This is a genomic window from Paenibacillus sp. FSL R7-0026 (assembly GCF_038004485.1).
Taxonomy (GTDB): Bacteria; Bacillota; Bacilli; order Paenibacillales; family Paenibacillaceae; genus Paenibacillus; species Paenibacillus xylanexedens_A.
In genome coordinates this window covers 60,047-72,876 of record NZ_JBBORG010000003.1, presented here as the reverse complement: position 1 = coordinate 72,876, position 12,830 = coordinate 60,047, and the positions used below count along the sequence as shown (strand labels likewise).

Sequence of the window (12,830 nt, the reverse complement as noted above, 5' to 3'; positions counted from 1 at the left end):
AAAGCCCTTCTTGTTGCATAAGAAGAGCTTTACTTGGTCTAACAATTTAGATAATTAAGTGGGGTTGCATTTGTAAATCAGTAAAAACACGTTTCATCGGCTAGGGACACGATTATCTGGGCATATCAGTAATATCAACGTTCATATATTCAGTAAGCATTAAGGTTACATCCACTTTTACTTTGCTCCACAATAGCGTCATTTTATGAAGGTAACCTTTTACGGAATAATCTACCGTTAAACTCAGCTCAGATCTCTTTTCATCTATGATTCTAATTTGATGTTCCTTTAAAATTTGTTTTGAATTGTACATTTCTAAAGCAATTTTCTTTTGGGTACCATCCAAGTAGTCAATATACACAGATTTCATCTTAAAGTTTGAAGCATATATTTTATGCTTATCGACCTCCAGAGCACCTAAAAGATAGGGGAGCTCTACCAGCCTCTTCACGAGTGCAAGTTCCTCAGAAGTCTGTCTCACCATGAACGCCTCCTTCTTCTAGTTTTACAGCTACCAATTGATCTAAATCGACCCATTCAAATCCATTATCGATTTCAATTTTAATTTTCTTTCCATAGGTACTGACTGTAGTGACGATCCCATGTATATACCGATTGCCTGCCTCATTAAATACTTCAATGGTGGATTGCAACGTATAATTAAGCGACATATCTATATTCTGAGCAATAATTTCCCACTCATCTTCATGGATTATGGGTCTAACTTGATAATGAATTTGAGTACGATGCTGTATAATTCGTTCTTTATGTTGTGGAAGCATCATGCGGCTTAATTCCCATAATCCATTGGCCTCCAGTTTTTTGCTCATTTGTAATGCCCCCCAATTTTAGATGCTCGATCGATCGCTTGACCCGCAGCCGTAATCGAGCTCGCTCGTAGAATGGCAATGTCGCCAAAACGATCCTTAATATCGTCCCTCACCTGATCAATTGCCCGTTTCTGCTCTTGATCATTAAAGAATGATAGTTGGTATGTATCCGCATTGGATAATTGAGAAAGGGATACACCTACACGGCGTATAGGTTGCCCATCCCAGTGTTGATGAAATATGCGTTTGGCTATCTTGCATACATCAACGGTTATGTTTGTTGGATCAGACAGTTTCACCTGTCTGTGAAAACCCTTGGGTGGTCGAAATCCGCCCCAGATATACTCACGGAAACGACACTACCCATCAGTCCCTTTTTACGGGCTCTTCTGCACACTTCTGTACAGATATCGAGGATAACTACTTCGATCTCCCAAGCCTCTGTGAAATCTCTTGGCAGTGTCATTCCGTTTCCAATATCCTTTTGTGTACTGTGCGTGTTGACGGTTACCGGTGAATTATCGATTCCATTTGCGACTCTCCAGATGACTTCTCCATTAACCCCCCACTTACTTCTTAGTTTGGAAAGAGGCGTATTCGCCAGTTCTCTAATGGTTCGGATGCCCATCTTCCACAGATGTTTTTCCATTCTAGAGCCTATCCCCCACATATCGCGGATGGGCTTATCTCCAATGTGGAGGTGTAATTCCTCTTTCATTAAGTGGAAAATGTCCCCCTCTGCTTTTTTAGCGATCATATCGCAGCACAATTTACTGATGATTTTGTTTTCGCCAATGCCAGCCCTTGCATAAACGCCTGTTTCATTATAGATTTTGTCTTGAATTTGCTTCGCCAAATCGATTGGATCATTACCAAATAGATGCATAGATCCTGTAAAATCAGCGAATAATTCGTCTATACTGTACGGTTCAACTAGATCGGTGAACTCCTCTATAATGGACATGATTTGAGTGGATACTTCGATGTATTCTTGCATGTGAGGTTTTACAATGATTAGTTCAGGGCACTTCTGAAGAGACTGCCAGAGTGGTTCCTCGGTAGACACCCCCTTAGATTTGGCTAATGGACAAGCGGCAAGAATTATTCCAGAACGTCTTGCTGGATCTCCCGCAACAGCGAGTGGTCTATTTTTGTATTGAGGCATTTTCGTCTTTTCGACTGAAGCATAAAAGCTCTGCATATCAATGAGCATAATGGTTCGTTGCTTAGGCAACATTGAAATCACCCCTGTACTTTTAAGAACGTATGTTTGTATTTATACTATAAACCGAACATACGTTCTTTATGCAAGAGGTAAATATTTATATTAGGCATACAACGAAAGTGATGGATTCAAATCATAGTAAGTCACACTAGCCTATCCATCAGCGGTTAAAATTCAAAGTTGAGCTACCCATACCGTGTTTCTTACTCAAGCCGTTATTGGGTTACATTATCTACTCGGTATTTATTCATGTGATACAATATAATAAATGAGAAAGGAGCAGACCATCTAATGCCTAACATTACATTAGATCTGGCACACTTGGAGTTCATAAAGTCGATACTCCCTGAGAAATCTTCATCAGGCATTGGTAAGCAAGCTATTAAAATAATTGATGAAGCAATTAAGTCATTCCACAAAGCAAATGAATGTTTAGAATACGATTGGTTTTTCAATCAGGAGAATGACAAAAAACAGTTGAAAGATTTTGTAGAGCTACCAACACAGATCAAAACAATGAAAGTAAACGAGTTTTTTGGAAGCTTTGAAGAACATGTGTACATAAGAGTGATCAGTGCACTACAAAGAAGAGGTTACAACGACATGAATCAACTCATGGATCTTACTATTTACCAAATTTCATGTATTCGTAACCTAGGGGATCGAAGCCAACTAGCAATCCTACGAGCACTAAAATCGAAAGAAAAAGAGCTACTATAAGCGGGAATCTTCTGTAATATCTGAGAATGGACAAAAGGAAGACACATCGAGGTCCTGATGTGTCTTCCTTTTCAACAATCTCCAGGCTTAATAAAAATGAGTAGTTTAAACTTTATATCGCACGACGAATTGTAATATGAAGTGCGACACCTACTGGAATTAAATAAAAAATGGCCCATGGCCGGATTCGTGTAGAATGAAGTCACCACAACACCATTCACACAAGGAGAATCCAACCATGAGCTACAGACATCTTAGCATAATCGAACGTAGCAAGCTAGAAGTCCTCCACAGACAAGGTAGAAGCTCAAGAGCCATTGCGAAAGAACTGAGTAGGCATCCATCGACGATTTGTCGTGAGTTAGATCGTGTGACTTCATCACATCCGTATCAGGCAGAACAAGCTCAGAATGCTTATGAGGAGCGTCGTAAGACTTCGGTCTCTCCAGGGAATTGGTCCGATGCCTTGGCTGCTTCACTGGAGGAAAAATTGGAGGCAACGTGGTCTCCGGAACAAATCACCGAACGTTTCCGCATCGAAGGGCGATGCCCTATTTCAACGTTTTTCCCAGTCTATTGAAATCATCGTAGGTACATCGGACCTTACAGTAAAATTAGCACCGCACACATTTCACGTTCCACGAAAACGAAATAGTACAATGTTCTTGTCCATAGACAGAAACGCCACGGAAAAAATGGGCTCCTATATTATAAATCTATGGACAGCATTTTCATTGGTAGCTCTTTATCGTTCGTAAAATATTGGCTAACAAAAGATAATCATTAGATACTTTAAACAGTAAGATATCTAGAACTTTTTTGATTAACGTAACGAATACTGTTAATCCCAGCACGAGAGCTATTAACAAAACAAATCCTATATTAGACCATTTTCCCTCTAGTATTGATTTGATTAACAACGGCCAGCCAGGTAAAGATAAAGTGATGAGGATTGCAAAGGGTAACCATTGTCTCTTTCGAATCCTTTCACTTTCCTCAGTATAGTATGAAATTAAATAATCAATGTACTTTGTGTCGGTTATGCTTATTCCCTTTTTGTGAAAGTATTTGAGAATGGCATCACACTGGATGGAATAGAGTATTTGCATATTAAAGTTAATTATGGATGTTGATTTGAATAGTGTTTTGAATGAGAATTTGTGCCTTAAGAACTTGTGACGGTCACTATATGTTCTTTTTACATAGCGATCTGAACAAATTCCTGTGGCTGGAATTGAAAAATATCCCATCAAGAAGAGTCCAGCAAAGATTGGACCATGGTGCTTAGGGGTTTCCACCATCCCCACGATTAAAATCGTGCTGTAAGATACATAGACAATAAACATCAGTAAAAAGACAATACTTGTCCATTCCCAAACATGTGCCCATCCACTCATTAATTTTTTCCGTCTAGTATTTTTTTGTAATTCTTTATACAACTCTTGCTTTAAAAGCTGATCCTTAATTGAATTTCTTGGTTCATTTTTCATCGGATCTTCTTGATTTTTCACTTGCCTTATGTATCTATACATTGGCATATACATCCCCCCTATATGTGATATCGGTTCCTACATTGGGAGTTGTTAACAGAAATTTATTATTATTGAATTATGCGTTCTAACCTTACGCGTAACAGTATTCACAGCTGCCTTGTCTTGGTTTTTTAGCTCACTTAGCTAAGCGGAACGTTAAAAAGAACTAGCTTACCTTGGCATTTTATACAAGAAACTTTAGCTTTTATTTATAATAAAGAAACAAACCCTTCCAGTATGCTTTCAATGCGATCTCTATGCCCCATATACGAATACAAATCACTATAAACTGCGTTAGCAAAGTGTTAGCAACAGGGTCCACACCTCATTATGCTAAAATCAAATCAACTAAATCCTCTATTATTAGGTTATAGTCAAAGTGTATAATGTATCTTAGGGGTGTGAGAGTATTGCAAAAAGAAGGAACAGTACGCTTATCAATAGCTGCCATCATGTTTGGAATATCTACGTTTATGCCTAATTGGTGGGCAACAAGACCACATTAAGCCCCTTTGTAGTTCCGGTAAGGTTGTAGCAGGTAAGTGCGGCAAGACATGGCTACTACTCAAAGATCAGCCTAATCCAAAGCAAAGTTAGCGAAGTCCGATGAATGGGCTGTTTTAATCGTGTACATAGATAGTCAGTACAAATGTATATCATATAACCTAGGCTATTGACCATGGAGTAACTGATGTAGAGATATCAGTGGAGAACAACAAAGTCGATGGGACGGTCATTTGAAAAAAATACAGCTTGCTCTCTAACTGAAGCTATTTTAAGAAAAATAAGATACATATACGTTGCCCTTCAAAACTAGCGTCTAGCCCACCGAATTGCTATTCAATGCCTTATAGTCCAACTGTCCGTTGAACAATCTAAGCACCCGGTGTATGCTATCGAGGTAAGATTAAAGAAGAATTGGAGCGTAAGCTCGTACCATAGGCAACATGGTGTTCCCTGCCGTGGGGACCATAATCTCCGTCTTTACCGACCTTTTTCTACCCTTCCGCTTAAGTAAGATGTCTCTGATGTTTCCCACATCAGGGCTTTTTTTGTGCGAGGATACATCTTTCTATGACACTGACACTCGAAGAATTAGTTATTCGATTGGACATATTAATGATTTCAGACATAAGCTTACAAGTGCCTAAGTGGCGTTATGAACAGTACTTTCTCCCTTATATGTTTACATATGAACTGGAGAATCATGATTCAATTAAGCTGAGATAGCTTTAGGACAAGAATACATATGGTTCTCAATATAAAAAATGTCCGGAGGTCGGCAAGATGAATATGCCGACCTCCGGACACAAGATTAATTGTCCAAGCGTTACAAGCGTTCGTCGGACGCTTGGTTTAAGTAGTCTAACACTTTTTGTCGGGGGACACGGCGAGCAGTTTTCATAACGTTCAAGACTGACATACTTAATCCCCTCCCATTTTGAACTCGGCCGTAACGAACTGCTTTCTCTTTTAGTCTGCGATAGCTTTGTCGGGTTGTTTCGGCACGAGCAAGCATTAGATGTTTACGCTCATTGGTTTGAGGGTGCATCCAGTTCGCCATTTCAGGCGTTGTATGAACGACGATCGGAGCTTTATCCTTATTGGGGTTGCTCGTGTCATTCGCCTCCATGCTTCGAAGTGATTTCGAATTCAGATTGTTCATTTTCATTGATACAAACTGACTCGTATTCGAGATTCTCTCCATTTATTATAGCAAAAATTCGGTTGGCGTGAATAATACCTTTGACTACAATACCATACCATCTTTGGCTTACGAATGATTCGGCGACTGTTTTAGAAAAGCTCCAGCTGGACAGTGTCCGGTGGTCGTTAATCGGAAGCAACATTCCGGCGTGAACGTCACCCCACCATTTAGGTTGCTCGTTCCACCCGAATCCCCTGTATACAACCAAGGAATCGACTTTTTTGGCACGCAGTAGGTTTTGTGTGACTTCATATATCGCATTTACGGATTCAATTTCGGTTTGATCCAAAACGGGAATATGAACGACTTCCTTGTCATAATGACGGTGCGGAATCTGTATAAGTTCAGCCACTTGTTTTTCCATTGCCCGTGATTTGGGAGAATTAGCATCTATGGCCCACTCTGTACGTAATGTAATGGACTTATCAACGACGTCGTCCGAAAAATGGTACATTCTCTGGGTTAGAAACTCCTCGAAATACTCCCCGTATAAGCCGTTGGTCAGATATTCAATTCCCTCAATACCTTCAATTGTTTGTTGTATCAATGCTTTTTGGTCGTACATCGTACTAACCCCCTATTTTTCGTTTGACTGATTGTCTTATATTTAAAAGCAATTTTTTACGCTGTAGGAGCGCAGATTGAACATTCATAGCGGATACGCATGAAGAAGGACAAAATGACGGATTATAGACTGTTGGTAGAAGATCGAGGTCTCTTACCTGGTTGGAACTAAGCTGGGCTTGTCCGACTTCTGGTAAGCATCCTGGATCGGTAAAACAAAGTAAGATGTCTTTCTCTTTTAGGTATGTATCTTATTTATCGGGGGCAATCTTTGCCCCATTGTTGAAGATAATTGCTGTTGTAATGGTTTGGTGAATTGGTCGCATTTTTAGCGATCTCCTTTGGGGAAATATGGACGATGATCGAAATACACGTTAATCGATAAATCTCTCAATATGGTGAGGGATAATTCCAACCCGATCATGCAACCCATCTCTAAATATTCTATTGCGCCGGCCTTATCGGCGATTTCGTACGGTTCTTCCGATGAGTATCGGTCTTAGAAAAAGGTTTTGCAGTGGGACTTCTCTAGGTATACTTTTTTCGAGAATGAGGCTGGATTGTTCGTGTCCGAAGGACACCACCTTTAGGATAAAATTTTCGATGGGGATTGATTTTTTTGTGAGGGTTTGATACTTCCTTTTTCAAATATTTAATTCTTTCTATTGTGAATTTTTCATATTTTTATTTTCTCACATTAGTGAAAATGTAATTATGTTAAAGCAAACGCTGTGAATGGGGCCTGCTTCTGAACTCTCCAATCACCCCGCATGTCCATCTATGGGCATGATTAGGATGTTGTCCAACTGCAGTAAGGAAGGATTCATGAGACCGCTATGCCCTTTTGCTCCGTGAAGGGTTTAAATGGCGAGGGACAGTAGCGTGGAGCTCCTAAGCTGACTGTGGTGCGATATCTCTTTGCTGCTTTTAAACCAGCATCAGCCCAATCGTTCTTTAGACCATCAGATCTTCTGCCGCTTCCCGGATCGGCTGTATTTGGGCAAAACCAAAAACACCTAAGTGGAAAAACTCTACCTAGGCGTTTTTGGATTCCTAACTTAGGAATTATTTGATAATTTCCCCACCCCAAATGATGAGGATTTGAATCAGCATTTGTCGTCCCTCACGAGACCTTAGAAAATCTCGCATTCGAAGACATACACCCATCAAGCCTGTCCACATATAGCGGACGAAAGATTTGAATCTCTTCATTGCAACCCCTCCTTCCTTCTGCACACAACCAATATAAGTAAGTCAGCAGTGAATTTATCAGTAGAGCGTAAAACGTAAACAGCTTGTCTATTGATTCAGATAAGATATAATAAGCAATCCATCTGAAGTTATTAGCAAGACATATCGAATCCCTAGAGGATCAGGCAGGCTGTTTATGTCCCTACTTCTCTCATTCCGGCTGCTCACTCTTGTATAAAAAGGCAAAAGGTTATTTCAGGGTTTTAAAATCGAAGCAGGAGGAAACAAAAATCGGCTTTTTCTTCGCATTTTATCATAAGTTGTTTTATCCGGATTTATAACGGGGTTTTACTGATCGATGCTCTGTAAAAGATCCATTGGTTACAGCCAATCACGCTTGGTTTGTTAAACCAATCAGAAAAAGACGAACCCATATTGAATAATTTCAAATTATATATTGCGTAACGTTACGCAATATGATATTATGAGTATCAACTAAGGTATCCTTTGTAGAGAGCAAGAGTTTGATGGGATTCAAACTCTTGCTCTCACATCCCTACAAAATTGCGTTTAGTTATATTTCGTTACGTAACGTAACATATAAAAAATATACATTAAAAGGGGAAATAACTATGGCATGTGTTACTAATATCAATAACTTTGTAACTGGGTCCGTCACATACAACGGTACACGATATGATCTTCTTCCGTTAGCTCAATGGGTTTCTTATCAAAGTTGGAGAAAAAGTGGTGGCCTTAACGGTCTTCCTGTATCCCTAATTCTTGCACAATGGGGATTTGAGCATTCCTGGAGCACTTCATCTGTGCAGAACTCATACAATTTTGCTTACCAAGATGGTACCTGTGGGGCAACCTCCGGGGTATACGACCCTAATAACTCCACTCCAGGTAAACGTCTGAAATTCACCAACATGCTGGACGGTATTCGCTCTTATGCTAGATTGATTATCGAAGGGTACATCCATGTTCGTTACGCTTATTCCGGCAACGGCGGAAATAGTTTAGGTGCAAGCGAAGCTGCAAAAGCTTTAAGTGCTGGCTATTGGACAGGTTATAAAGGCAACGCAACGACTTATTGCACAAATTCTTCGTATGCTGTTAACAGCGTAAGCACAAGACGTCTTTGGGCTACTGCCGGATACTCTGGAATGGATACAACCATTACTAGCTCCAATAATACTTGCTTAAACACTCTGCACTATATTCAGAAAACTGATCCAAATGTATACGGGTTGTCGAATATTTACTAAACCAAGCCTGATTACAGGATAAAAAAACTCTTCCACTTTTAAAGCGGAAGAGTTTCTTTTAGTCAGCTATCAACTGCTTTTTACTTAAATCAAGTTTGTAATTTAAGTCGTTTGTATCTTCGTCAGGGGTTCCAGCACCAGTGGCTGGATGAACAACTAAGGCATCACTTTCAACACTTAGTGTTGGTTCAGATTCGGAATAAAGAAGCGTCTTAGATACCTGTCCCTCTTTTACTATTTCTAAAGGGAATGCGTCACCACTTTGTTTATCGATCGCAAATACATACCCTTCCAATCCATGCCCCGTTTTGTATTGTGGGGTAAGGACGTAAACATCCGCATCTTTAAAATCCACCTTTTCAAAGGTTATTTTTTTGTCACTGGGCTGGACAAATAGATACGCCGGCAATTCCAATAAAACTTTATCCTGACCATCGTATCTATAGATGACAGAATAATTACTCTGGAAGGTCTGGTCTCCCTCTTCTCCCTGTGTACTTGATACGTTTAAGTGTCCTCTCTCTTCCTTACCATTTGAAATCATTATCAGTGTTCCCTTATCAGTTTGTTGTTCAGCTCGGATCGCCGGGTCTTCATTAACTAAATCGATGGTAATTGAATCGGTGAGATCAGATTTAGAGAAAATGCTAGCAATATCACCTGACTTTTGTTCTGAGGTCGATGAATTGTTAGTCGTTTCTTGATTGGTGTTATTTACTGGTGTAGTGGTTCCATTGTCTTCTTGATTGTTACAGGCTACGAGTAAACTAAACAATAAAACCGATGAGGCTAAAAGCAAAGTATGTTTGTTAATAATAATCTCCCGCTTTCGTGTATAGACTTCTTCTTACATTATACAGATGTATTTATCCAAAAAGTTTAAAAAATGTATTTCTTTATTGAAAATTACGTAATATATTATTTAGAATTTTTTTCTTTGATCACATCACTCCAATACCAAATAATTTCCTATTCTTATATGTAAACGGGATTAAATAAAAAATGTTGCTGTGTTCTATATTACAAAATAGTTAACGATCAAAATTCCATATAATAAATATCTATTTGAATTGGAGGAAGAAAATCTCGCTTTTACATTCCATAAATATCTTTAGCCATTATTCTCTAATAAATTTCATACAATTTGTAATGTTGCGTCATATTTCATCATGATTGCATATTCAATTTGCTAAGGAAGTCTAACGTGATTTGTCGTGATCAGCTACTTAAAGTATTCAAGCCTATCCATTTAACTGTTCTTTCCTACGCCAATTATGTGTGTGTTGAATTTGATTTCGCACAGCAACATTGTAATTTATGAATTTTATGACATATTATTGAAATTATTTACATTATATGATACTATTAAGTTGTCTTAAAACTTACATTTCCAAAGGGGCGTGTGAATATGAAAAATAAAATTTAGGAATAATTCAGCTTAGTATAATTATTCTTGAGAATTCATAAAACTATTCCTAAACGAGAAGATGATCGATTCAACAAGATGTGATATTTTTTATGATTAATTGTGAAAAATATCACAAACAGAAGAACGATGACCAACGTCTTTAATTAATATCAACCTATATTTAAAGGAGATGTTTACGTTGCAAAATATTAAAAAAATTTCAATATCTACTTTAGCTACACTAATGATGATTTTAACACCTACGCAAGCAATATTCGCTGATGAAGCTGTTACAACTAACACAGTTCAGCCACAGGAAATGCAACTCTCAAACAGTATCACTTTACAGGGAACAGAATGGGGATATGTTGGAGGCCAAACCGTTCCTATTTACATGAATGGGGAAATAAAAGTTGTACTAAATGGAGTTTATGGTGATATATGTAACGTATATGCTGTTGGTGAGTATAATAGCAAAAAATACTTAGGCCAACTAAATCGTAAGGATTCCTTAAAAGCTACGCTATATGGTTACTACAAGATTGAGTTAGACTACGCTGTTCCACCTTTATCACCGGGACCTGCTAGTTTCTATGTCATCTATTAGTATCTCTGATTTGATGATCCATTCATAATTTGTATATTCTATCAAGCCTAGTTCTTCATTGTTGTTTATTAATAGCGGCTATATAACCAAATCAATGATTCTCCAATCTATACTGTTTAAATTTAATAAACAGAAGGATGGAATAGAGAAGCGACTGGCTCAGCTTGATAAGACGAAATATGATGGTAAGAAGGTTTAAACAAAAGTTTCTAAAACTATTCTCCAGGATGAAAAAGATCAAGGATGATACTTACCCTTGCCTTAAAACCAAATAGCGAATTAATAATGATGCAGCAATAAGATGGATTGATGATAAAACATCAATCCATCTTATTGTTTCTTAAGCCATTCGAGTGTATAAAACGCACACAACAAAAACCACCCGCTATGCGGATGGATCAAGGTTTTGATCACTAAAGTCATTCCAATATAATTATACCTTTAACCTTTGTATGTCTAGTATAGATCAGTCAACAGATTCATCCTCCCAAGACTTTTCATTCCTAGGAGGTAGCTCATAGGCTATGTTAAATTTTTTTTATAGATGCCGTTATTGATGCATTAGACGCCTACCGTAATCTCCATTTGGACCAAGACTACCAGAATAAGTCACTACAAATTACATATATTTTTCAGATCCAGTTAGGCTTACGGATTTAGCAGCATTTTCTGATCTTTTCGATGTACCACTTCCTGTATTTGGGCACTAGCAATCAAAGCAAAGGAAGAAAAACTAATATTACATATGCCCTTCTAGAGCACTGTTTAAATTTAATTTTAAAAATGCGTGTGGAGAATTAATTTCATATACGGATACGGAGGGGAATGAGATTGCAAGAGGTTTCAGAGACGTGATTTCTCGCTTGATGAATTAACTTAATTCTAGACATACAACTACATGGTATCTCTTTTACTATATTGATTTATTTGAGGTTGAGAGTAAGCTTTCCATTATAGGTATCAAAACTTACAGTATCTCTCGTCCATTCTGGAGCAGAGTAATTAAAAATATCTTTCTGAGAAAGATATAAGTCGTGTGGTTCTTCTATATAAACTTCCTTAGTAGTTAACTCAGTTAAGAACAAACCCCAAAATTTCGTTTGGTAAACATGATACTGTGTAATGCCTTGGTCTAATAGGTTAGATCGATATTCAACTATAACTTCGCCATAGTTTCCAGGAGCATCTAGCTGTTCGTAACTGTATGGATTAAATACTGGGGCAAAAGAATTTTTAATCAGAAGAAGAAAAGAAAAAATAATTAGAATAACAAACAGAACTCGCTTTCTTCCTTTACTTTTGTAGACCAACCCAAAAAATAAAATTATGTGTACTACAATAGGAATTATAAAATTGCTTTTTTTAAATATCGTAATATCGTAGTTTACGGTATAAGAAAATAACCAAAGTATATCCATAAATATTATCATTAAAATAAAAATATTTCGAAGTTTCACGACGGAATTATTCATATTTATTACCCATTCCTTTCGCTTCAGCGCCTAATGAGACCATTTCTAATTCTAAAAATATACATCACGAGATATTCCTGACGGAACTGGGTCAGCATCATACGACATTTGCTTTGAAGAAACGTTTGGGCATTTGGAACTAGATAAGGTGGTTTCTGATCGCAGAAAAAATAAGGGTTATATGGAAAATTTTTATTGAAAAGAAAATACGTCTGTATCACCGTAAATGAAATGCCAGATTTAACGGCCTATTAATGAAGATCACCTCTGGTGTAATCTTCTGCTCATTATCTTATTCAAGC

The 12,830-nt window shown here is 37.9% G+C and carries 9 protein-coding genes and 2 pseudogenes; 4 read left to right on the top strand and 7 right to left on the bottom strand.

Annotated features, from left to right (window positions below):
- Positions 1-112 precede the first annotated feature (112 nt).
- From MKY44_RS30945 to MKY44_RS30935, 3 genes and pseudogenes are all read right to left on the bottom strand, one after another.
- A complete protein-coding gene (locus tag MKY44_RS30945) occupies positions 113-484 on the bottom strand; it encodes a hypothetical protein (RefSeq protein WP_341010382.1) in 372 nt (123 codons plus the stop codon).
- Positions 465-830: a YolD-like family protein gene (locus MKY44_RS30940; RefSeq protein WP_341010381.1), complete on the bottom strand. Its 366-nt coding sequence runs from the start codon at positions 828-830 to the stop codon at positions 465-467. The genes MKY44_RS30945 and MKY44_RS30940 overlap by 20 nt, the downstream gene beginning before the upstream one ends.
- Positions 827-2,067: pseudogene (locus MKY44_RS30935) on the bottom strand (DNA polymerase IV). Before MKY44_RS30935 ends, MKY44_RS30940 begins: the two are co-directional and overlap by 4 nt.
- Positions 2,068-2,346: 279 nt before the next feature.
- On the opposite strand from MKY44_RS30935, the gene MKY44_RS30930 reads away from it, so the two are divergent.
- Both MKY44_RS30930 and MKY44_RS30925 read left to right on the top strand, forming a co-directional pair.
- Entirely contained in the window at positions 2,347-2,775 is a 429-nt protein-coding gene (locus MKY44_RS30930) for a hypothetical protein (protein ID WP_341010379.1), read from the top strand.
- Between the two features lie 238 nt (positions 2,776-3,013).
- Positions 3,014-3,334: pseudogene (locus tag MKY44_RS30925) on the top strand (transposase); the annotation flags it as partial.
- 172 nt (positions 3,335-3,506) lie between these two features.
- Here MKY44_RS30925 and MKY44_RS30920 read toward each other — a convergent pair.
- Both MKY44_RS30920 and MKY44_RS30915 read right to left on the bottom strand, forming a co-directional pair.
- A complete protein-coding gene (locus tag MKY44_RS30920) occupies positions 3,507-4,313 on the bottom strand; it encodes a hypothetical protein (RefSeq protein ID WP_341010376.1) in 807 nt (268 codons plus the stop codon).
- 1,613 nt (positions 4,314-5,926) lie between these two features.
- Positions 5,927-6,580: a hypothetical protein gene (locus tag MKY44_RS30915; protein WP_341010374.1), complete on the bottom strand. Its 654-nt coding sequence runs from the start codon at positions 6,578-6,580 to the stop codon at positions 5,927-5,929.
- Between the two features lie 1,717 nt (positions 6,581-8,297).
- On the opposite strand from MKY44_RS30915, the gene MKY44_RS30910 reads away from it, so the two are divergent.
- On the top strand, positions 8,298-9,041 hold the full coding sequence (locus tag MKY44_RS30910) for a hypothetical protein (protein WP_341010373.1): 744 nt from the start codon (positions 8,298-8,300) through the stop codon (positions 9,039-9,041).
- 58 nt (positions 9,042-9,099) lie between these two features.
- Here MKY44_RS30910 and MKY44_RS30905 read toward each other — a convergent pair whose 3' ends face one another.
- Positions 9,100-9,816, bottom strand: coding sequence for a hypothetical protein (locus MKY44_RS30905; protein WP_341010372.1), 717 nt, complete (start codon positions 9,814-9,816; stop codon positions 9,100-9,102).
- A gap of 832 nt (positions 9,817-10,648) precedes the next feature.
- On the opposite strand from MKY44_RS30905, the gene MKY44_RS30900 reads away from it, so the two are divergent.
- Positions 10,649-11,056 (top strand): hypothetical protein, encoded by a 408-nt coding sequence (locus MKY44_RS30900; protein WP_341010370.1) that lies wholly within the window; start codon positions 10,649-10,651, stop codon positions 11,054-11,056.
- A gap of 923 nt (positions 11,057-11,979) precedes the next feature.
- Here the strand turns inward: MKY44_RS30900 and MKY44_RS30895 are convergent.
- On the bottom strand, positions 11,980-12,528 hold the full coding sequence (locus MKY44_RS30895; RefSeq protein ID WP_341010369.1) for a hypothetical protein: 549 nt from the start codon (positions 12,526-12,528) through the stop codon (positions 11,980-11,982).
- Between the last annotated feature and the right edge of the window lie 302 nt (positions 12,529-12,830).

Excerpts from the sequence above, each read along its gene's own strand:
- MKY44_RS30945 (WP_341010382.1), bottom strand. The coding sequence starts at position 484 with ATGGTGAGACAGACTTCTGAGGAACTTGCACTCGTGAAGAGGCTGGTA.
- MKY44_RS30940 (WP_341010381.1), bottom strand. The coding sequence starts at position 830 with ATGAGCAAAAAACTGGAGGCCAATGGATTATGGGAATTAAGCCGCATG.
- MKY44_RS30930 (WP_341010379.1), top strand. The coding sequence starts at position 2,347 with ATGCCTAACATTACATTAGATCTGGCACACTTGGAGTTCATAAAGTCG.
- MKY44_RS30920 (WP_341010376.1), bottom strand. The coding sequence starts at position 4,313 with ATGCCAATGTATAGATACATAAGGCAAGTGAAAAATCAAGAAGATCCG.
- MKY44_RS30915 (WP_341010374.1), bottom strand. The coding sequence starts at position 6,580 with ATGTACGACCAAAAAGCATTGATACAACAAACAATTGAAGGTATTGAG.
- MKY44_RS30910 (WP_341010373.1), top strand. The coding sequence starts at position 8,298 with ATGGGATTCAAACTCTTGCTCTCACATCCCTACAAAATTGCGTTTAGT.
- MKY44_RS30895 (WP_341010369.1), bottom strand. The coding sequence starts at position 12,528 with ATGAATAATTCCGTCGTGAAACTTCGAAATATTTTTATTTTAATGATA.